Origin of the sequence: Oceaniserpentilla sp. 4NH20-0058, from assembly GCF_040371755.1 — a bacterium.
Lineage (GTDB): Bacteria > Pseudomonadota > Gammaproteobacteria > Pseudomonadales > Oceanobacteraceae > Bermanella.
In genome coordinates this window covers 24,017-45,472 of the sequence record NZ_BAABWE010000010.1, presented here as the reverse complement: position 1 = coordinate 45,472, position 21,456 = coordinate 24,017, and the positions used below count along the sequence as shown (strand labels likewise).

Genomic DNA, 21,456 nt, shown 5'->3' with positions numbered 1-21,456 from the left:
AGCAATCCTTTATTTTGGCAGCAAGTAGCCATGGGCTTCAATGATAGCGAGAGTGGCAGGCTTGCTTAAAAACGCCATAAATTCATAGCTACTTCTTTTATTATTTAAACGCAGTGCACTTTGTTTAATAGGTTGATAACAAGATTCATCCACAATGTGAACATGCTCCTGTGATTTATCCAGCACTTGTGACATGGCCACAAAACCCGCTGCTACATTTTTACTATCAATAAATTGAAATGTTTGGGCGATATTTTGTCCGACGATTAACTTTGGTTTCCATAGGTTATACAGGTTTAAACATTTCAATGTTTGTTCTGCGGCCAACCCATAGGGAGCTAGGCGAGCATTGGCGACACTGATTTTAGGGTAAGCGGCCTTGTTTAATACACTTTTTGGTGTGTCAGTTAGCTTTAATGGCGTTTGACTATAAAAGACTAAGCGACCAAGTGCATATACGGTTAATGCATCTTGATTTAATTTTCTTTCTTTATGCAATTTTTGCCATAAGGTTTGTGGGTGAGAGGTATTGGCAGCTAATAGAATATCGAATGGTGCACCGTGGGTAATTTGCTGTGTTAATTGCCCTGTACTGGCGGTGATGATATTTATTTGGTGTGGTGTTTGTGTTTCAAATTCGGATTTTAAATTAACCAGTGTTTGCTTGAAATTAGCAGCGACGGCCACATTGATAGTATCGGCTTGAGCGTATGAAAGCATGCTCATGAAAATAAATATAAGCGTGCTTAGTTTATTTATCATTAATGTTCCATTTGTCTAAAGCCATTTTATCTTTTTCTAATGCTTCTACCCAACGATCCCCAATTGTGGTGGTTTCTTTTTTCCAAAACGGCGCACGCTTTTTTAAAAAGTCCATTATAAAATGGCAAGCATCAAATGCCGCTTCACGATGAGCACTACTTACCGCTACAAAAACAATCTGGTCGCTCACATGTAGTTGCCCAACGCGGTGAATTAAACGCACTTTTGATAATGGCCAACGCTCGCAGGCTTGCTCGACAATTCCGTGCAGGGATTTTTCAGTCATGGCTGGATAGTGCTCTAAGAATAAGCCCGTGACGCCTTGACCTTGATTCATCTCGCGTACCAAACCACTAAAAAACACAATGGCTCCATCCTGTGTATTATTGGTACGCATAGCCGCGTATTCGCTGGCTACGTCAAAATCATCCGTTTGCACTTTAATGCTTATGCTTGGTTGGGCTGTGTTCATTGTCTTTTTTTAACCACCTGTTACTGGTGGGAAAAAAGCCACCTCGTCGTTGGCGTTAACGATGTGATCGTCTGCTACCATGTCTTGGTTAACGGCGCACATAATGGTTGGTTTATTTAATTGTTCGGCCCATGCAGAGTGATTGTGAATCAGAGATTGTTTGATTTGTGCAACCGTGCAAGGTGTTTCAATGTTTAGTTCAACACTTGCTTGACCAAACAATTCTTTTAATTGGGCAAAAAATAAAATGTTAATCATGTTATTCACCTTGGTTACTGGCAACAAAGTGTCCTGATTTACCACCTTGTTTTTCTAATACACGTACCCCAGAAATGACCATAGCTTTATCAACGGCTTTACACATATCAAATAAGGTGAGCGCAGCGACGGATGCAGCCGTTAAAGCTTCCATTTCTACACCGGTTTGCCCAGCCAGCTTGCAAAGACTTTCAATGCGAATACGGTTTTGATCAGCTTGCACTTCAAATTCGACTTTTACTTTGCTTAACATAAGCGGATGACAAAGAGGAATTAACTGGCTGGTTTGTTTCGCGGCTTGAATCCCTGCAATACGAGCGGTGGCAAATACATCACCTTTGTGGTGATCGCCTTTAATGATCATATCTAAGGTTTTAGGTGTCATTTCAATGAACGCCTCAGCGCGAGCGATACGGGCTGTTACCGTCTTTTCGCTCACGTCTACCATGTTGGCTTCACCGTTTTGGTTTATATGTGTAAATGACATATTAACCTCGGCTTTCGCAAGATGCGTCTTGAGTGTTTTTCAATTGCAGCACAAAGTTGCAAGGCTTGTGGCGGCTATCTAATTGGGATTCAATAATCTCATCCCATGCGGTGGCGCAGGCATTGCCAGAACCGGGCATACAAAACACAATGGTCTGGTTTGCTAAACCGGCAACGGCTCGGCTTTGAATGGTACTGGTGCCTATTTGGCCGTGGCTAACATGGCGAAAAAGCTCACCATAACCATCAATGGTCTTATCAAAGAGTGGGATGACGGCTTCAGGGGTGCTGTCACGGCTGGTAAAACCAGTACCGCCAGTGATCAATATTCCTTGAATGTTATCGCTGGCAATCCAATTAGAAAGCGCCGCGCGAATTTTGTAAATATCATCAATAACAATGGTTTTGTCGGCAAGAGTGTGACCGGCTTGTTGAAGACGTTCTACCAATAATTGACCGCTGGTATCAGTGGATTCATCACGGCTGTCAGAAACCGTTAAAACAGCTAGTTGAAGGGGGATAAATTCAGCGTTAAATGTTTTAGCCATGGTGATCGTCCAATACGTTCAAATCACACGATTATACCTTAACCCTAAGATACGAGACAGGGTGGAACACAGATAACCAGTGGTAACTCTAAAGGGTAGGCATAGGTTTTATAAGGGTTTAGATGCAAAAAAGCCTGCCTGTTTACACAGGCAGGCTTTCTTTATATGCCAGTAGCGCAGTAATTAACGCTCTAGTTGATCGGCCTTACCTTCAACGCCATCCCACTCTTCAGCGTCTGGTAGTTTGTCTTTCATTTCAGTGATGTTTGGCCAAACATCCGCTAACTCAGCGTTAATTTCGATAAATTGTTCTTGGCCTGCTGGAATCTCATCTTCGCTGTAAATCGCTTCAGCTGGGCATTCTGGCTCACAAAGCGCGCAATCAATGCACTCGTCAGGGTGAATAACCAAAAAGTTAGGGCCTTCGTAAAAACAATCTACTGGGCAAACTTCTACACAGTCTGTGTATTTACATTTAATACAGTTTTCAACAACAACGAAAGTCATAGTAGGGTCTCAATCTCATCAATTCTATTTGGCGTTGATCTAGCTTGCCTTATGCGGCGACATTTTAGTGCTGCAATGGCCAAGGGGCAAGGGAATCCGCCTGTTTTAGTTGTAGTGCGCACTTTATACAGGTTTCTTCTATAGTTTTAAAACCGATTAAAGTAATGACCTTAATTGATTTAGTGAATGAAGACGGTGTCTCCTTCATATTTACACCTAGAGGAATTAAAGCAGACAATTTCAGCTTGAGAACGTTAACGAGAGGTGGATTACCCAACCCCCGCTTCGCGGCGCTGCTCGGGGTGCAGTGATTGTAGTGGCCGGTGAATACCGCAATTTGTTATCGGGCAGAGTGCCATGGAGTGTTTTGGCCAATGGGTTTAGGGTTAGAGCTGAAAAGGTTTTGATGTGTGGCAAGCAACCCCGCACTCAGTTGATACTCCACATGTGTGTTTTATAGATACTGTGAACTCCTGAAATATTCCTTTTTTATTAGTGCTTCGGTAATTCCAGCAAAACTGGAAAACTGGAAAACTCATTGGTCTTGCATGTGAATGGAAAGCAAGAACTCCCGCAGTAAAATAACTGTATAGATAGACAGTGTATTTTCAATAATTCAAAGAATCCATGCGCGTTTTTACATTTAAATAAAATAATAATGCGCGTTTTTACTGGTGCCCTGAATTTAAATCGTGCAATATCAACGACTTATAAAAATTAACCCTGAGATTGCGAGAACCCGCAATTAGGGTAATACCGCGCATGCGCGTTTTTCTTGAGAAGCCGAAACGGAATTTGGTCTACAGCCCAGTAATGGCGAGTCTTCCAAACGATTTCCCCTTCAAAATCAGAACTGCAAAAACGCGCATGCGCACGATTAAAATGTTGCTTGCATATAATAGGCATCAAATACTGAAGAAAAACCGTTAAAATCCAAACCTATATAGTTTGTTTTTTAAACCAGTTTATGAAAAGAAAATCTAATTAGGAATTTGACAAAGATAATTTTCACTCATACGGTAAAGAAGAGCTTGGGCTGTGAACAAACGCGTTTAGTTTCAACAGACCCAAGCTCTTCTTTACCGCAGTGTGTATCTTGTCTCAGCGTTTTCCTTTTTTGATTTCTCTTATAGTAAACGGGTACTGGCACTGGAGGCTGGTAAAATTAAAAATTTTAATAACAGTATCGTACCCGCAAGCAACAAGTCACTGAACGAGACCAGCAAAGCTGGCTCGTTAGTTAAGCGTTATGCCCAAAGGAACTGACGATCAATGAATCAAGATTGGATTCTTCAAAAAAAGGAAACACGCCGGACTTTTTCAAAGTCTACTTGGGTGCCTTTGAGGGCATCAATTAACGATGAAAAAGGAAACTGCAAATATATAGGGCACGTTGGCGAGTACTTTGGTTGTGGTTCTGTAGCATTTCCTCCAGAGCACAGAGAAATAGCAGAAAAAGCTAGCTGGAGTGACATTGGTATTGGTTGTACTCCTCAACCTTATGCCTATGAAGATGGCTATTATTCTACAATTGAACAGTACCAATGGAATGACAAAGAACCAATCGGAATCCATCTTATATTTGAGCACCCTCAACCTGTAGTTGGCGGAAGTTTATGGATATTGAATCCTGACTTAGTAGTAGCGCTTCGTCTTATTAAAGAGGGGAGTAACTGGGTAAGGCCAGAAGAGAATTTTGTAGTAGTAGCTCGGGAGGTTCTCGATGACAAAGGGGAACAGCGCCTCATCGAAATAAAAAGAGAGTTTCTTCTCGACTATTTAGCGGCTAGAAATTTATCTCTAAGGCTATCGTACTATCGACAAAGAGTTGAAAACGTACCGACACTTGAAAACAGCGAATATGCTGACCTGAAAGACCACCAAGAAGAAAGGGATGGCGGCCGATATGAACTACTTATTCGCAATGTGAATGATGTATTTGGCGGTAGTTGGGCAATGTTTCGTGCTTGGCGTACAGATGTAGACGAAGAGGAAGACGCTTCTGTAATGGGGCCCGAAACAAACGAAAATACTGATTATGAAAAGTCTGAAGGAAACAAGTCCGGTTATGATGGTGTACGGGTGGAAGGAGAATTTTGGCGGGATGAATGGATTGAACACCAAGGCATAAGCAAACGCGTTAGAGGGGACGCTGATACAAATTTACCTCAATTCATAGTCGAAACTGATAGTACTCGTATCGCATCAGCTGAGCTAAACAATGAAGACGTTGGAAGGTGGCTGTGGTTTCGTTCAAGTATTGTAAATGAGCTGTTGGGGCTTCGAGGCTTCTCACTTGAATGGTATACAGCCGAAACAGGTTCTATTCACTCAACGTCCGGTTATCGAATTCACTTTGGAGTAAACTCAGCGGATTTCATTACTGTATATGCTTATGACATCGCCCGTCTGCCTTCATGGGAACAGCACTTATGGGCCGCACATAATGCAGTCCCAGAGGGCAAGGTTTCCAGTGAGTTGTTAGATTCTCAAGTTAAGGCTCAACCCGCATCCACACATGCAGTAGAGGAGTTACTTTTCGAAGTAATGCGCATCCTGGAGAATGGATTTAAGCAAGAGTTTAATGTTTCTCTTTTCTCACATGATATAGACCGTGAAGAAGCCTTAAAGAAAATATCCAGATTCGAAAGTAAAGATCAGGCGTCATTGCTAAGGCTAGCAAAAGAAATTGTACGCGTTTTCTCTGACCGGCTTAATGTCAAAGAGTTGCGGGCGTTATCAGCACATGCGAATAAGGATAAACTTGGCTCAAATAAACTACTTCAAGACATACTATCCCAGAAGGTTGGAGATGATGCTGCTCGTAAAGTCTTTGGTCCAATTGTGGGTGCTTATGATATGCGAGTAGGTGATGCACACCCGACAAGTTCAAAAATCGGAGAAGCCTTAGAGCTTGCCGGAATTGACACTGAAAATTCGTATTTAAGGCAAGGGCAACAATTGATTTCCAATGTTGGGCGGTCAATTTGGTGGATTGGTAAGATGATGTTTGAAGACCCTAAAAAATGATGAGGCCCGCAAGATGGCATAACAAGGCGCTGCTGTCGGACAAATTTTCCGCTGCGCTCCAAATTTTCCGCAGAGCGCGGCGTTATGTCTATTTATAAAAAGGAATTTTCATGAGATTTATATTATTAATATTTGTTATCGGGATAAGTTTAGTTGGCTGTGTTACGCAGATGTCTAAACGAGAAGCAATATCAATTACGACTCCTCATTATTCTGAACAAATATGTTTACAGCACGAATATCAAAATTGTGTAGGTGTAGGTTCATATTCAGCATGCCTAAATGAAATTAGCACTTATCATAATCCTTGTTCTTTTAGCGCTTTTAATTCACAGAATGAGATTGTTGATAGGTCTTGGGGGCAAAGTCACGAATTCAAAGTTGGTTCAAAATCATATATTAAATGCTTAATAAATAATCACTTTCGCGATAAAAATAGTGATTTAAGTGATCCAATGTGCAAAAAAATTAGCAACTCTTTTGATCAATAAACATAACAAGGTTAGGCATCCTCGCCTTCGGCTAAACCTTCGCAAGTTGGTACTTTCTTTGTTCCAAAAAAGTCGCCAACTCGCTACGGACCATGCTAAAGGCGTTAGATCTTAAAGTGAGGCTAGAGTAAAATTTAATCGTAAGGAGGAATTTATGTTTTTAGTGCTACTGAAATTCTCAGAAAATAAAGCAAGGGCAAGTGACTTTATGGAAGGCCACAATCATTGGATTAAGCGTGGTTTCGACGAAGGTATTTTTCTTTTGGTAGGGAGCTTGCAGTCTGGTTTAGGCGGTTCAATTATTGCCTTTAATACCACCCTGTCTGAACTTCAACACAGAGTGAATGAAGATCCTTTTGTGGAGCAAGGCATAGTAATCGCTGAAATACTTGAAATCGACCCCAAAAAGACCGACAAAAGGCTAGAATTTCTTTTAAGTTAAATTTTTGGAGACAAAAATGAGCTCTACCGTTGTTGGTGCGGATGGAAAACCTCGCTGTCGTTGGTGCGCTACTGCACCAGAATTCTTTGATTATCATGACAAAGAATGGGGTTATCCGGTAAATGATGATATCCGTTTGTTCGAAAAACTATGTCTTGAAAGTTTTCAGTCGGGTTTAAGTTGGCGCACCATTCTCGCTAAACGCGAAAATTTCAGAGCAGCATTTCATGGGTTTGATTTTGAGAAAATTGCAAATTTCAAAGAGAAAGATATTGAACGTCTCTTAAAAGATGAGGGTATTGTTCGTCATCGTGGAAAAATAGAAGCTGTTATTAATAATGCTCAACGTGCAATTGAGCTTGTTAAAGAAGAAGGTTCTTTAGCGGCTTACTTTTGGAGTTTTGAACCAGATAAAAACGATCAGGTTGAGCCGCAATCAGCTTCTATATCGAACGAATCAGTTACCTTAGCAAAAGCCTTAAAAAAGAAAGGCTGGAAATTTGTCGGTCCCACCACTGTGTATGCCTTCTTGCAGGCAATGGGGCTTATCAATGATCATGTGGATGGCTGTATTATTCGGAGGAAGGTAGAAAGTGCACGAAAAAAATTTAAACGACCGAGTAAGTAGCCGTAACAAACGGCTCCACGCAGACGCCCAAAAATACGCGCTTTTTGCTGCGCTACACTTTACCACAAAAACCTCTCGGCTGGGCGCAGGTGAGCCGAGCGTTGAGACTGTAGAAAAAACTCAACGTAAAATAAAAAACGCGCTCTACGTTAAATTTGAAGAAAGTTTAATGGTCAAACCTATGCAGATGTTAAACTGAGGCGCATTTTTAGGGTTATTTTTGTCCTATTTTTTAAAAATAAAGTAATGGCTGAGAGTTTTTACAGTCTCGTTAAGCGGTGCAAGGATCCGAAATCCCGTGAAATACAAGATTATTGATAAATCTCAATCGGAAGAAATTGCTAAATTGGCAGTATGTCTAACAAATGAGATTATTGATCGAACCGGAATTCAACACTTTGATGTTGATGTTCCGCTAGCGATAGAGCTATGCGAAAACTATGTCTCAAATGGCCTTTATCATGTAATGGCTGCATTTGATGGAGACAAAATTATTGGTTTTGGCGCTATATGTGAAAGTCATTCACTTTACGCAGAAGGAAGTTTTGGCATAATTCAGGAGTTTTACGTAATGCCAGAATATCGATCAAGAGAAGTAGGCAAATCACTTATTCAAAAGATTGCAAAATTTGCCAAAGAAAAAGAATGGAAGCGTCTTGAGTTATGTACTCCGCCAGTTCCAGAATTTGATCGTACAGTCGAGTTCTACCAGTCTAATGGCTTTGAAATAACTGGCGGTTATAAAATGAAGTGTGTAATTGCCTAGTATCAAGTTTGAAGTGCTGCGCATTTCGCCGCTTATATTGGCATTAATCAGACAATCGAAAGAGCTCATATTTTTCTATGCAAAATTTAATTCGCTTTATCCGAAAGTATTCGACAGGAAAGATTGTGATATCTTTTTTTGTATTGACAATGGCTGTGTATCTAACAATGCTGTCCTACTCAATTCCAGCTGTTACCGCGTATGCTCCCCACTTACCGATATTCGATTTATCCCCCACAGGTTATTCGTTTAGTTATGCCTATGAGCTACTTGATACCTTGGGGAGCGAGGGGCGCGACCTTTATCTATATACACAGTTACCATTAGACTTTATATATCCCGGTTTATTCTCTATTACTTATTCACTTCTGCTTGTTTGGCTTTTTGGTAAAACCTTCAAGGAAAAATCCAAGGTTTACTATTTTGCGTTAGTCCCGTTTTTGGCTGGAATATTTGATTATGCTGAAAATGTACTAATTGTAAATATGATAATGTCATTCCCCGAACTACAAATTACCACAGTCAAAATTGCGAGTATATTTACTCTTTTAAAAAGTAGTTTTACACTCGTTTTCTTTATGTTGTTAATTTTAGGCATTGTTCTGCTAATTAAACAAAAATTTTCAAGTATTCGAACATGAATTAGCTAGCAACCCGTAAGTCGGAAAAGCGAAGCGCCTTCCGACAGTTGATGCTCCTGTATTGAAAATTTACCATACATCGGATGACGCTTTGCCTATCCAACCTGTAAATCAAAATTATCACCAAATTTTTTTTAAGAAATAATCGTAAATCAAGAAATTATTCAGACACCCATAATAAATAAATCTTGTTTCAGTGCAGAATTATTCAGACACCCACGATAAATAAACCTTGTTTCAGTGCTCACATTGAAAATCCGAGGGTTCTATATATTACTTTTAGTTTTTTATTGATCGGAACCCTTTAGAAAGAGCCTGAATTTTAAGAGGTTGGAAAATCTACGTCTAAATTTTAATTATTTCCTTGAATATCCGGCGTCTCGAAAAGTTTTTAGATTTATCCATTGTGAATAGTGAAGCTGGGATGTATTTTGCCAATGTCTGACTGAGACTGTTTAATTTCAGTCGATCAATGGTTTTTTGATCATCCAAGCGTTTTTGAAGTGAGGATTTTGGTTTTCTTCTAAGGGTTGGAAAATGCCAGCCGGGAAACAGCGGGGTCATAGTAAAATAATTGGTCAAATACACGCAACTATTTTACCATGCAAAGCTGGCTTAACTTAGTGCCATTCGGGTCAGAGTACTTATTAATAGGAGGAATACAAAAAATGGAATGCCCAAAGTGTAACTATAATAGATTAAAATCAGATCATGCGCCTGAATGGCAGTGCCCTTCGTGTGGTGTAGCCTATAATAAAGTTAAGAAATCAGTAAAAGCCCAAAATTACTCAAAAAATAAAGCTATAACTAATACTGAAAAAAATGATTGGATAATTTATATCATGCTTGGAATAGGCATATTTTTATTTACTTATTTTGATTCACTTGATGGCATGATTAGTTGGTATAGTGAAAGTAAACGTATCACTCGAGATATATCCTTAGAAAATCAACAATATCAATATTATTTTTTTTTAGGTGTTCATTATTTCTTCTCTCTTTTGGCATCTTTAACAGGGGTCTATAAATTGCTTAGACGAAAGGCTAGTGATTGAAGAGTTTCTTAATTAAATTAGAGAAGGAGAGTTACTTTATTTTTGGTGGTTATTTGCAATCATACGTCGGATGACGCTTCTCTTATCCAACTAACAACTCAAATTTTCCACCAAGAAACTTTCAGCATCAAGCGCCAACCAAATTCGTACCGATAACAAAATGCGCCATTCACGGGCCGCTATAATCAAAGCGCCCCGACTCTATCATTTGTGACGAGCGGTTCGTGCGCCGCCGCGAAGCAGGATTTCATTTCGTTCGCGGAGCACACTGGCTCCCTACCGCTAAATCGCGTACAAGTTCGCACCTACAACAAATAACAACCTACAAAAAAGCCGACGTCAGTCGGCTTTCTCATATCTAAATTTAAAAATAAAAAACCATTAATCCTTAAATTGATAATCCTTAAATTGCTCCCGTAAATCCACTTTATTAATTTTACCTGTCGCCGTATGGGGTATTTTACTCACAAATTCCACCCCATTTGGTAACCACCATTTGGCTACTTTGTCTTTAAGTAACGTCATGATGGACTCTGTGGTTGGTGCGTTGCTGGCGTCTTTTGCAACGACTATTAATAGTGGACGCTCTTCCCATTTAGGGTGGGCCACACCAATTACGGCGGCTTCAAGAACATCGTCATGTCCCATGGCGGCGTTTTCTAAATCTATGGAGCTGATCCATTCGCCGCCAGATTTAATTACGTCTTTTGAGCGGTCGGTGATTTGCATATTGCCGGTAGCGTCGATGGTGGCCACGTCGCCGGTATCAAACCAACCGTCTGCATCTACCGCTGGTTCGTCAATTTTGAAATACTGTTTGGCGATCCATGGGCCTTTTACCAGTAGGCGGCCAAAGGCAATGCCGTCGTGGGGAAGCGGTGCGTTATTGTCGTCGACGATTTTCATTTGAACACCAAAAGGTGGGCGACCTTGTTTGGCTTTTATATTGAGTTGTTGTTCGTAAGGCAGTTCTCGTTCACCTATTTGTGGTTTGTTGACGCTGCCTAATGGGCTTAGTTCTGTCATGCCCCATGCGTGCCATACTTCTACGCCGTAATTTTTTTCAAAAGCTTGAATCATGGCTTTTGGTACAGCAGAGCCACCAATTAATACGCTCTCAAGGCTTTCGACTTTATCCCCAGAGTTGGTGAGGTGTTGCAGTAGCATGGTCCAAACGGTGGGTACAGCGGCTGAAAAATTCACTTGGTAACGGTTGATCATATCGCATACGTTAGCGCCGTCTAAATGGGGGCCGGGTAATATCATTTCGGCACCACTCATGGCGCAGCCGTAAACTAATCCCCATGAGTTAGCGTGAAACATAGGCACGATAGGTAGGACTCGCATGGCATTGTTAAGCCCGATGACATCAGCACTTAATAATGCCCAACTATGTAGAACGCTGGAGCGTTGGGTGTAGACCACGCCTTTTGGATTGCCTGTGGTGCCAGAGGTATAACAAATGGAGGTGGCTTGTTCTTCAGGTAGTTCAGGCCATTGGTAATCCCCTGATTGTTCATCTAGCAGGGTGTCATAACATATGGCGTTGGGCAGAGTGGTCTTTGGCATATGTGCTTGGTCTGTCATGATCACATACCCTTTGACTTTAGGTAGCTTGCTTTGTAGAGCTTCAAGTAAGGGTACAAAGGTGGTGTCTAAAAATAAGAAGCTGTCTTCGGCATGGTTGATGATGTAATTCAGTTGTTCTGGGAAAAGCCTTGGGTTGATGGTGTGCAATACGCCACCCATGCCGGATATGCCATACCAGCATTCAAAGTGGCGATATGTGTTCCATGCAAGGGTGCCCACTACATCACCTTTTTTTACGCCTAGTTTTATCAATGCTTGCGCTAATTGCTTGCTACGTTTGGCTGCATCTTTGTAGGTGTATTCGTGAAAATGGCCTTCAACGGTTTTGGTAATGATGCGCTTGGTTGGGTGGAACAGTTCGGCGTGGGTCAACAGTTGGCTGACTAATAGTGGTTGCTCTTGCATTTGGCCAAGCATGTTTTGTCCTTTGTTATTGTTTTCATAAAGTGGACATAATGTGGCGCAATTGGAAATACAAAACAAGACTAGGAATGAAAATTAGAGCAAACAATTTTATTGCCAATTGAATTCTTTAAATAGGTGCGAAAGTCGATTATCTAGAGGGGCAGCAATGTGAAGGGGCGCGCCTGTCATTGGATGGGTAATTGACAATGTACGGGCATGTAATAATAAACCGGAGCATTGGTAATGTTCCGCAATGTAGCGGTTGTATTTGCTTTTGCCGTAGCGGGCATCACCGATAATTGGATGGCTTAGGTGTTTTAAATGACGGCGTATTTGGTGGGTACGACCTTGTTTAGGTTTGGCTTCTACCCAAGAGAATCGACTTTTTGGGTAGCGGTCGATTTGCGCATCTATTTCGGCATATTTAATGGGTTGAAACGCGGTTTGTGCTTCTTGGGTGGTGGTTGTATCTTGTCCGTAGTCGGCCATGCCTTTTAATGGGTGATCAACAAATATGGGTTCTTTTAACCAACCTCGTACCACTGCCCAGTAGGTTTTTTCAGCGTGTTCCCAGTTGCTTTGTACTTCATGACTTATTTCACTATTAAACGCGAATAGCAGCACTCCCGAAGTTGGGCGGTCTAATCGATGAATGGGAAAAACATGTTTACCGGTTTGGTCGCGCACCATTTGCAGGGCAAATTCTTTGGCATCTTTGGCCACCCAGCTTTTATGAACCAATAAACCGCTTGGCTTATTAATCGCTACTATATGTTCGTCTTGAAATAAAATATCGAGCAAGGTTGGCACCGTAAATCGCTAAATTGTACCAAGTTCACACTAAGCTGAATATTGAAAGTTAGGCTAGGTGTTGTTGGGGGGATTTTTGTTTGTTGGTTTGTTGAGAGAGCCACCATTCATAGGATGTGCCCAACATTTCATTCAGTGATGTGTGGTTTTTGTATTGTAATTCCCGTTTGGCTTTTTCACTTTCGGCGGTAACATTGGCGCAAAGTACATAAGCGTTTTGCAGACTGATATCGGGTTCTTTTTGGGTAATGAGCGCTCTTAAGGTACATGCTAATCCTCTTAATTTCACTAACCAGCTTGGCAATTTATACATGGGGTGGGAGTGCTGCATGTAAGCGCTGAGAATCTGAAAGACTTCGGTAAAGTCAGTGGTGGGGCCTGACAAAATATAGTTCTCTCCACTGCGCCCAAGGATGAAAGCCTGAATATGGGCAAGGGCTACCTCTGGTGCGTAACAAAAGGATTTTCGTCCTGGTGGTATGCCGGGTAATTGGTCTTCTTTGATGCAGTCGAATAGTTTAACCCAGCTGCGATTATCATAAGGGCCGATGACGGCAGTGGGGTTAAGTATCACGGCATCTAACCCTTTTTCAATGTATTCACGAACCACTTCTTCTGCTAGAAATTTACTGCGGAAATAACGAACGGGGCAATCCATACCGCGCATTTCGCTGTTTTCATCCACCGCGCCATTATGGAAGCCATAGACTGCAATTGAGCTGGTGTGAATAAACCGAATCGCGCGTTTTTCAAGGGCAACCTTACATAGGTTTTCAGTGCCGGTGACATTGGTTTGGTATTGTTGGCGTCTATCTAAACGCCATGCTTGGGTATCGCAGGCTAAGTGAAACACGGCATCAACCGATGGGGGCATGGCGGCTCTTAGGCTATCAATGTCTGTGATGTCCCCTTGTTGCCAGTGTAATTGTAAGGTATCTGAAGAAAATTGTTTGCACGGGGTGCGGTATAATGCCGTAACCTGCCAGCCTTGCAATATGAGTTGCTCAACAACATTGCGGCCTAAAAAGCCGGTGGCTCCGGTAACAAATGCGTGCATGAAAATCCATTTTGTTTAGCTATAAACCTCCAGATTACCAAGTTTAGGGTCATACACTAGGACTGTTTCAGTCAACTTGACTTAAAAATCCGTCCACCTTTAGATGCATCAGATGGCTATATTCAGTAGAATGCATGCCCTTTTTATTCACCTGTGGTGCTGTATGTCCCGTGATCGTATTTATGCTGATGATAAGCAAGCCTTAGATGCATTTGCGTTTGATGAGGCTGTGGCACGGGTGTTTCCGGATATGATTAAGCGTTCGGTGCCCGGTTACACCATGATTATTCCAATGATTGGGATGATTACCGAGCAATACGCCCAAGCAAACAGTCATCTGTACGATTTAGGGTGTTCGCTGGGGGCATCTCTATTGGCCATGCGTCACGGTGTAAAAGTAGAGGGCTGTCAGTTGGTGGGCATAGATAACGCAGCGGCGATGCTCAAGCGTTGCCAAAGCTATGTGGATATTGATAACGCTATCACCCCAGTTGAATTAGTAGAAGGGGATGTGACGGATTTTCAATACAAAAATGCATCTGTGGTGACACTGAATTTCACCTTGCAGTTTATTCCTTTGGAAAAACGCCAAGCACTGATTCAAACACTGTACGATGCCATGCTGCCCGGCGGTGCGCTAATTTTGTCGGAAAAAATCTGTTTCGATGAACCAGAACAAACCTTACAGCAAGAACTGCATTGGGACTTTAAGCGGGCCAATGGTTACAGTGATCTAGAAGTGAGCCAAAAGCGCAGTGCATTAGAAAACGTATTAGTACCTGAAACTGCGCAAGATCATATCAACCGCTTGAAACAAGCTGGGTTTTCTAAGGCGTATACTTGGTATCAGTGTTTTAACTTTACCTCATTTATAGCGGTGAAATAGCCCCATGGAATTAACTGAAAATTGGTTTAATCAGTACTACCAAGATTTAGTTGCATTTATGCAGCAAGAAAAACAGCCCTTCCAAAAATGGGGTGAGGTAATCGAAACACAATTGCATGATTTTTACATCGCCACTCCTCACGGAGATATGCAGCGTTGGCTAGATGCGTTTGTGAAATTACCAAAACCAAGCAATGTGAGTTGCCAGTTAAATCAAAGTGCCATTGAATTTCAGTCAAACCACATTACCCCAGAGCAAAACCAACAAGTTCTAGAAAGCCTGCAAGGTTTAATGCCGTGGCGTAAAGGTCCATTTCAGTTTTTTGATACCAAGGTGGATACAGAATGGCGCAGTGATTGGAAGTGGGATCGGATTGAACCTCATTTGTCACCGTTACATGGCCGTACCATTTTAGATGTGGGTTGCGGCAGTGGTTATCACATGTGGCGCATGTTGGGTGCTGGGGCTAAGCGTGTTATTGGTGTGGACCCGAGCAAGCTTTTCTTTTGGCAATTTGAAGCGGTTAAAAAATATGTGACCTTAGCTAATAAAGCAGCGCCCCCTGTACATTTATTGCCTTTTAAAATGGAAGACGTACCAATGAATTTGCGGGCGTTTGATACGGTTTTCAGTATGGGAGTGTTATATCACAGACGCTCGCCGTTGGATCACTTAACTGAGTTACAGCAAGCTTTGCGCCCAGGTGGTGAGGTGGTGCTAGAAACCTTGGTTATAGAAGGGGAAGAGGGGCAGGTACTGGTGCCCGATGACCGTTACGCTATGATGCGCAATGTGTGGTTTTTACCCAGTGCTAAAACTTTGTGCCAGTGGATGCGTCGTTTAGGCTTTAAAAACGTACGTATTGTGGAGCAAAACTACACCACATTAGATGAGCAGCACACCACGGATTGGATGACATACAACTCGCTAAAAGACTTCCTAGACCCTAACGATTCAAGCAAAACTGCTGAAGGGCATCCTGCACCTTTACGAGCCACCATCATTGCAAATGTTTAGTCTTTAATATTTGCCAAAGTGGCATTGCACAGGTTTTGTAAATCTTGCGGTGCCAATTCGACATCCATGCCACGCTTACCGGCACTGACATAAATGGTTTGATAGTTCAGGGCACTTTCATCTATAAATGTTGCTAAACGTTTCTTTTGCCCAAGCGGGCTGACGCCTCCTAATACATAACCGGTTGTTTTTTGCGCGTCTTGTTTATCGGCCATGGCGGCTTTTTTACTGCTGGCGGCTTTGGCAACGGCTTTTAAATTTAAGCTGTGACTGACAGGGACCACGCAAACGGCTAATTGCTTGTCTAGCTGAACTATCAAAGTTTTAAACACTAGTTCTGGTGATAAGTTTAATTTTTCCGCAGCTTCTAAGCCAAACGAGGTGGCATGAGCATTATGCTTATATTCATGAACGGTGTGGGTAATGCCCTGTTTTTTTAATAACTTAATGGCTGGGGTCATGGGAGCTTTTTTTGAAATAGCATGTGGACGTAACGACCAAGGTCCCGATAAGGGGCCTGTAAGCCCAAGCTAGATTCAATTTCTACAAATTCAGCTAGGGTTTTTTTGTCGCGCATAAATTTAGGCATGTGGTCATGGATGCACCGAATGCCTCGCCAAGAAACGAGTTTTAAATTGAGGGATAATGCTTTTTCTAATACCTGTTGTGGGTCCAGTGGGTTTTGCGGCATTAAGTGATTTTTATCATGGTGGAAGTAATCATTATGAGCGCGCTGCCAAGAACCATTCATAAGGTTACGCCAAACAATGGCGTGGCGGTTGTAAAACATAAGGCTCAAGTGGCCGTTGTCTTTGACCATGTGCTGTAAGGTTTCGATGGCATCAAGTGGCTCGCTGAGCCATTCCAAAACCGCATGATTCAGTACTAGATCAAACGTTTTTTCGAGTGTGTCAGGTAACGCTTGTAGAGGGCCACAGATAAAATGGGCTTGTTTACTGGGGGCTACTTCTTGGTGAATCAGTTTTGCCTCGTTGAGCATGTCTTGGCTAATATCTGTAAGTGTTAATTGATGCCCTTGGGCTAGAAGTGCTGATGAAAATTGCCCCATGCCTCCGCCAGCGTCTAATACATCAAGTGATGTTTGATCTTTGATAATGTTATGTAGGTCTAAATCCAGCATTTTAAGGCGTAATTGGCCCTTTAAAGTGCCGTAGATTTGGCTGTTAAAGCGCTCAGACAAACCATTAAAGTTACGATCCATTTCTTAGACCTTAAGAAAATAGGCCAGTTTAACCAAAAGAGAAAATACGGCCAAGTAATAAAATATGATGAAAGCTAGAGTTTATGGGGTTTGCAGTTGCTTACATGAGAAGATTTGGTATGCTCAGGCTCATTGTTAAGAGGTATTGAAATGAAATCGTTTTTATCCCGTATAGTGACTCCTTTACTGGTGTCTCCGTTATTGATTTTAAGTGCAGCTGTGCAGGCTGAATATGAGACCGTATTTTTAGATTTGGCCGCTAGCAGCGAGATGAGCCACTTCCGTTTAGGTTTAGGCGATACTTCACGAGGCATTGATGGGGATAAAGTCACCAGTATGTTCTATCTTGGCTATTATCAGTCTGATGATGTGACAAAATTTGAAAATCAAAATCTAGGCAACCAAAAAACCGAGATTATCACCCTAGGTGTGGGTGGTTTTGGTTATTTAGAGAACCATGAAGAAGAAGGCGGCGCTGAATTCGATTTTGAATTAAGTAAGAGCACATCCGAAGCCCTTGATTATGACCGTACTGCCTTTGGTATGCGTGCGCAAATATTTTTACCTATGGCCGCAGGTCTTCAAGCCAATATTGGGGTGAATTTACGTCCTTTCTTTTTATCTCAAGATTGGGATGAAACGGCTAACCTTGAATATGAATACCAAGCGGGTATTGAATATGCCTTTAACTGGGATATGGCCATCTATGCCCATTACCGTTATTTAGGTGCCTACCTTAAGAATGATGACAAAATTAACATGGCTGAAGGCACATTGTTTGGCTTACGTGCACGTTTTTAATCAGCAATATAATTTGCAATAGAATTGGATATTTAGATTGACCAGCATCCTCCCCCCTGTGGATTTACCACTTGATAGTATTTTACCCGACGAACCTCTATTACTTATGGGCGCAGGCCCTGTGCCTGTATCGCAAAAGGTGGCCATGGCCAACTCCGTAGTGATTAATCACTTAGGTGACACTATGAATCAGGTGATTGAGCGCGTACGGGTTATGTCTCAATACGTGTTTCAAACCGAATCTAAACACATTATTGGTGTGGCTGGCCCCGGTAGTGCAGCTATGGAAATGGCCATTACCAACTTAGTCTGGCCCGGTCGCAAGGTATTAAGTGTTCAAAATGGATTCTTTAGTGGCCGCTTAGCTGAAATGGCGCAACGTAATGGCGGTGACGTGACACTTTATGATGTGCCGTTGGGCGAAGGTGCGTCACCTGAAAAAGTAGAAGCACTTTTAAAGTCGAATGATTTTGATGTGCTCACCATAGTACAAGGGGAAACATCTTGTACCGTTTGGAATGACCAGTTAGCTCAAATTACCCAAATGGCTCACGAATATGGCGTACTGACTATAGTCGATGCGGTATGTACTTTGAGTACTATGCCTTTGGAGATGGATAATTGGAAAGTAGACGTAGTGATCACAGGAGGCCAAAAAGGTTTAGCGTCCATACCGGGGGTATCCTTAATTGCCTTTAGTGAGCACGTTTGGCCAGTGATTATCGAACGCACGGCCCCAATGCCTCATTGGTGCTTGGATGTGCGTTTAGCTCGCCAGTTTTGGGAGGAAAAGGGATACCACTATACTGCACCCGTTAGTGGTATTTTGGCCTTACATGAGGCTTTGCGCCAAGTATGCCTTGAGACTCTTGAAAAGCGTTTCGCACGGCATAAAATGTGTAGTCTCGCGCTACAATCGGCGGTTGAAGCCATGGGGCTTGAGTTATTTGTACAATCTAAAAGTCGTTTAAATAGCGTAGTGGGTATTAACTTACCACAAGGTGTTGATGGTAAGCAGGTTCTTAAAACCATGTCAGACCTGTATAAAGTTGAGATATCAGGCTCGTTTGGTTTACCTATTGTACGAATTGGCCAAATGGGTGAACAAAGTCGGGCTCATAACTTATTTAGAACCTTACATGCGTTAGGAATGAGCATGAAATATTCCGGAGCTAGTATAGACTTACCTTCAGGGATGGCCGCTTTAGAGCGTGCTCTAAACGTAACAGGTAACGTAACGGCATAAACATGAAACAGCTTGTGATGATATGGGTATTGATGGTCGCACTTCCTGCGATTTCTCAGCCCATAGCAACACAAGATGCAGCACAACATGGTAGTGTTCAAAGCATTTGGCCCGGTGCTTATTATTTAGTTGACCCAGATAATGCATATCGCGCAATTGAGATATTGAATGAACCACCTTTCCACCTGCAGACTTCGCAAGGGCCACCCAATTTAGGTTTTGTTGCAGGACAAGTATGGGTTTGGAGCCGATTGCATGAGCATATTCCTAGCTCGTTACAACTACAGATTGGCTTTCCTCATATAAAAAGCGCCAGTGTTTATGTTTATTCAGAAACTGGTGAATTGCTTGATTACTCAGAAGATTTTGTCTCCCAGCCTTTTTCAGATTTACTTCAACCTAGCCAGTTCCCAAATACCAGACTCAATAATCTTCAACCCAACGCGACGATAATATTAAAGTTAAGCAGTGATCATGCTTTACGTTTGCCGATAAATATTGGTAGCCCTAAAGCATTTGCTCAAAATAATATTGCACGAATGGCGATTATTTTTGTTTCTTTAGGTGTACTGCTTGCCTTATTTGTTTATAACCTAATTTTATTTATTTCAACGAAGCGTCTGTATTATTTATTTTATTGCTTGAACTTAGGTTTATTACAAATATTTTTTGTAGCTGATTTAGGCTTCTTTCGCTATTTTTATGCCGTTGATCACTGGCTGAATTTACCACAGACTTGGGGTATTTCTGTATGTTTAGCCTTTATATTTGCCATTCTTTTTGCGCAGTCATTTTTACGTTTACCTAAGTATCACCCCAAATGGAATAAATGGTTTTATACTTTAATACTTTCCGTTTTTGCTAATATTATTTTGATTTTGTTAGTCAGCCAAGAATTAGCAATTGGATTTTACTTAGTCATTAGTGCCTTATATCAAGTAAGTGTGTTGATTGTCAGTATTATTGCATTAAGGGGGGGCTTCAGGCCTGCGCGATTTTTTCTATTAGCTTGGGGTTTTTTAGCAGCTGGTGGGTTTATATATCAGTTAACAATTTTAGGTTCAATTCCAGTCAATCTATTTACTGAGCATGCATTTTTAATAGGCACAGTGATAGAGGCTTTATTGTTGTCTTGGGCGCTAGCTGAACTTATTGGTAAGTTGCAATATGAGCAGCTAAAAAATGAGCGTCATTACCAGAGCATTTTACAAAAAACCAGTAAGCGTTTATCCAATGCACTAAGTGCATCAGAGAAACATAAAAAAGTAAGAGATGTATTTTTGAAGCATATCTCTCACGAACTTAAAACCCCACTTCACTCTATTCAACATATTTTAGAGCTCTCTTTGCAAGGTTATAGCGCCAGTAGCGAATTACTACATGACGCTAGCCACAGTACCAGATTAATTTCCAGACACATTGACAAGTTGTTGCTGAATACAGAGTTAAGTGCCAGTGAACCAGAATTTGAAAGTGAGAGAGTTGATATTAATTCAAGCTTAAAAAATTGGAATGATGATTTTTATTTTGAATGTCATGCTCGCAATACAGAGTTTTCGTTAGTAACAAATTTATATGATTGGGATGAACTAGAAGGTACGGTTAGGCCAATCTATTTAATGTTAACTGAACTCATATATAAATTAGCTGACTTAGAGATAGAAAGTATTCTGCTTTCTATCTCTTACCAAGAAAATCGTGCTCAGTTACATGTGAGCTTAGATATGCACTGTACCGGTCAGTTTGTCTGTGTTGATGGAATGAGCATATTCCAAAATGAAAATGACTTAGCATTTTTTGAACAAATACTCGCTTTGCTTGGCGGTCAGTGGAATATCAACAGTGATGCTCCAATATTGCAAGTTGAACTGATGATTCCAAACATTATTGTGCATGCCAAGCAGCTCGCAGATCAATTACCTAAACGTGTATTGGTGATAGAAGATAATGAGATCAATCAAAAAGTAATGGCAAGTATGTTGACGAGAATGGGTATTGAGTTTGAAATTGCAATTAACGGGCAGGAGGGCTTAATCAAGCAGGCTGAAAACCCGGCTCCGATTATTTTAATGGATTGCCAAATGCCAGTTTTAGACGGTTTTGATACCACTATTGCCATGAGACAAGACGTTCAGCGTTATCTAGACCCTATTATCATTGCCGTTTCGGCCAATAGTATGGAAATGGATAAAACCCGATGTATATCCGTGGGTATGAATGATTTCATTGCTAAACCCGTACGTATGGAGGATTTACGTTCTAGCCTTTTGCGCTGGGAGAGCGCCAAATAATCTGCCATTGAATGGTGCGTAAGCCTGTATCTCGCTTTGCACTT

At 41.6% G+C, this 21,456-nt stretch carries 23 protein-coding genes; 12 read left to right on the top strand and 11 right to left on the bottom strand.

What is annotated here, in order from left to right; genetic code table 11:
- Positions 1-9: 9 nt before the first annotated feature.
- The 6 genes from modA to fdxA form a co-directional block, all read right to left on the bottom strand.
- Positions 10-762, bottom strand: a complete 753-nt coding sequence (modA, locus tag ABWV45_RS13180) for a molybdate ABC transporter substrate-binding protein (RefSeq protein ID WP_353352180.1) — start codon at positions 760-762, stop codon at positions 10-12.
- A complete protein-coding gene (moaE, locus tag ABWV45_RS13175; RefSeq protein ID WP_353352179.1) occupies positions 752-1,234 on the bottom strand; it encodes a molybdopterin synthase catalytic subunit MoaE in 483 nt (160 codons plus the stop codon). Before moaE ends, modA begins: the two co-directional genes overlap by 11 nt.
- A gap of 9 nt (positions 1,235-1,243) precedes the next feature.
- Positions 1,244-1,492 carry a molybdopterin converting factor subunit 1 gene (gene moaD, locus ABWV45_RS13170; protein ID WP_353352178.1) on the bottom strand — a complete coding sequence of 83 codons (249 nt, stop codon included), beginning with the start codon at positions 1,490-1,492 and terminating at the stop codon, positions 1,244-1,246.
- A 1-nt stretch (position 1,493) separates the two neighbouring features.
- The gene (gene moaC / locus ABWV45_RS13165; RefSeq protein WP_353352177.1) at positions 1,494-1,979 is read right to left on the bottom strand and encodes a cyclic pyranopterin monophosphate synthase MoaC; all 486 of its coding nucleotides are present in this window, start codon (positions 1,977-1,979) and stop codon (positions 1,494-1,496) included.
- Position 1,980: 1 nt separating this feature from the next.
- Complete coding sequence (moaB, locus tag ABWV45_RS13160; RefSeq protein ID WP_353352176.1) at positions 1,981-2,526, bottom strand: molybdenum cofactor biosynthesis protein B; 546 nt, start codon at positions 2,524-2,526, stop codon at positions 1,981-1,983.
- Positions 2,527-2,709: 183 nt separating this feature from the next.
- On the bottom strand, positions 2,710-3,033 hold the full coding sequence (gene fdxA / locus ABWV45_RS13155) for a ferredoxin FdxA (protein ID WP_353352175.1): 324 nt from the start codon (positions 3,031-3,033) through the stop codon (positions 2,710-2,712).
- Between the two features lie 1,272 nt (positions 3,034-4,305).
- Here fdxA and ABWV45_RS13150 point away from each other — a divergent pair.
- The 7 genes from ABWV45_RS13150 (at position 4,306) to ABWV45_RS13120 (ending at position 10,086) form a co-directional block, all read left to right on the top strand.
- Complete coding sequence (locus ABWV45_RS13150; protein ID WP_353352174.1) at positions 4,306-6,063, top strand: hypothetical protein; 1,758 nt, start codon at positions 4,306-4,308, stop codon at positions 6,061-6,063.
- A gap of 110 nt (positions 6,064-6,173) precedes the next feature.
- Positions 6,174-6,554, top strand: a complete 381-nt coding sequence (locus ABWV45_RS13145) for a hypothetical protein (RefSeq protein WP_353352173.1) — start codon at positions 6,174-6,176, stop codon at positions 6,552-6,554.
- Between the two features lie 154 nt (positions 6,555-6,708).
- Positions 6,709-6,996: a YciI family protein gene (locus ABWV45_RS13140; RefSeq protein WP_353352172.1), complete on the top strand. Its 288-nt coding sequence runs from the start codon at positions 6,709-6,711 to the stop codon at positions 6,994-6,996.
- 16 nt (positions 6,997-7,012) lie between these two features.
- Positions 7,013-7,624: a DNA-3-methyladenine glycosylase I gene (locus tag ABWV45_RS13135; protein WP_353352171.1), complete on the top strand. Its 612-nt coding sequence runs from the start codon at positions 7,013-7,015 to the stop codon at positions 7,622-7,624.
- A 298-nt stretch (positions 7,625-7,922) separates the two neighbouring features.
- Entirely contained in the window at positions 7,923-8,390 is a 468-nt protein-coding gene (locus ABWV45_RS13130; protein WP_353352170.1) for a GNAT family N-acetyltransferase, read from the top strand.
- Between the two features lie 77 nt (positions 8,391-8,467).
- Complete coding sequence (locus ABWV45_RS13125; protein ID WP_353352169.1) at positions 8,468-9,031, top strand: hypothetical protein; 564 nt, start codon at positions 8,468-8,470, stop codon at positions 9,029-9,031.
- A gap of 602 nt (positions 9,032-9,633) precedes the next feature.
- Positions 9,634-10,086 (top strand): hypothetical protein, encoded by a 453-nt coding sequence (locus tag ABWV45_RS13120; protein WP_353352168.1) that lies wholly within the window; start codon positions 9,634-9,636, stop codon positions 10,084-10,086.
- Positions 10,087-10,467: 381 nt separating this feature from the next.
- On the opposite strand, the gene ABWV45_RS13115 is transcribed toward ABWV45_RS13120, so the two are convergent.
- The 3 genes from ABWV45_RS13115 to ABWV45_RS13105 all read right to left on the bottom strand — a co-directional run bounded on the left by ABWV45_RS13115 (position 10,468) and on the right by ABWV45_RS13105 (position 13,948).
- Positions 10,468-12,093 carry a long-chain-fatty-acid--CoA ligase gene (locus ABWV45_RS13115; RefSeq protein ID WP_353352167.1) on the bottom strand — a complete coding sequence of 542 codons (1,626 nt, stop codon included), beginning with the start codon at positions 12,091-12,093 and terminating at the stop codon, positions 10,468-10,470.
- A gap of 96 nt (positions 12,094-12,189) precedes the next feature.
- Positions 12,190-12,891 (bottom strand): pseudouridine synthase, encoded by a 702-nt coding sequence (locus ABWV45_RS13110; RefSeq protein WP_502914681.1) that lies wholly within the window; start codon positions 12,889-12,891, stop codon positions 12,190-12,192.
- A 49-nt stretch (positions 12,892-12,940) separates the two neighbouring features.
- The gene (locus ABWV45_RS13105) at positions 12,941-13,948 is read right to left on the bottom strand and encodes an NAD-dependent epimerase/dehydratase family protein (RefSeq protein WP_353352165.1); all 1,008 of its coding nucleotides are present in this window, start codon (positions 13,946-13,948) and stop codon (positions 12,941-12,943) included.
- A gap of 163 nt (positions 13,949-14,111) precedes the next feature.
- Between ABWV45_RS13105 and cmoA the strand changes: the two genes are divergently transcribed.
- Positions 14,112-14,834: a carboxy-S-adenosyl-L-methionine synthase CmoA gene (cmoA, locus tag ABWV45_RS13100; protein ID WP_353352164.1), complete on the top strand. Its 723-nt coding sequence runs from the start codon at positions 14,112-14,114 to the stop codon at positions 14,832-14,834.
- Between the two features lie 4 nt (positions 14,835-14,838).
- A complete protein-coding gene (cmoB, locus tag ABWV45_RS13095; RefSeq protein WP_353352163.1) occupies positions 14,839-15,852 on the top strand; it encodes a tRNA 5-methoxyuridine(34)/uridine 5-oxyacetic acid(34) synthase CmoB in 1,014 nt (337 codons plus the stop codon).
- On the opposite strand, the gene ybaK is transcribed toward cmoB, so the two are convergent.
- Both ybaK and ABWV45_RS13085 read right to left on the bottom strand, forming a co-directional pair.
- Positions 15,849-16,313, bottom strand: coding sequence for a Cys-tRNA(Pro) deacylase (gene ybaK, locus ABWV45_RS13090; protein WP_353352162.1), 465 nt, complete (start codon positions 16,311-16,313; stop codon positions 15,849-15,851). The genes cmoB and ybaK overlap by 4 nt on opposite strands.
- Complete coding sequence (locus tag ABWV45_RS13085; RefSeq protein ID WP_353352161.1) at positions 16,310-17,074, bottom strand: methyltransferase domain-containing protein; 765 nt, start codon at positions 17,072-17,074, stop codon at positions 16,310-16,312. Before ABWV45_RS13085 ends, ybaK begins: the two co-directional genes overlap by 4 nt.
- Positions 17,075-17,224: 150 nt before the next feature.
- On the opposite strand from ABWV45_RS13085, the gene ABWV45_RS13080 reads away from it, so the two are divergent.
- The 3 genes from ABWV45_RS13080 to ABWV45_RS13070 are packed head-to-tail and all read left to right on the top strand — an operon-like array spanning position 17,225 to position 21,412.
- Entirely contained in the window at positions 17,225-17,875 is a 651-nt protein-coding gene (locus tag ABWV45_RS13080) for a hypothetical protein (protein WP_353352160.1), read from the top strand.
- A gap of 37 nt (positions 17,876-17,912) precedes the next feature.
- On the top strand, positions 17,913-19,121 hold the full coding sequence (locus ABWV45_RS13075; protein ID WP_353352159.1) for a pyridoxal-phosphate-dependent aminotransferase family protein: 1,209 nt from the start codon (positions 17,913-17,915) through the stop codon (positions 19,119-19,121).
- A gap of 2 nt (positions 19,122-19,123) precedes the next feature.
- Positions 19,124-21,412: a 7TM diverse intracellular signaling domain-containing protein gene (locus ABWV45_RS13070; protein WP_353352158.1), complete on the top strand. Its 2,289-nt coding sequence runs from the start codon at positions 19,124-19,126 to the stop codon at positions 21,410-21,412.
- Positions 21,413-21,456 lie beyond the last annotated feature (44 nt).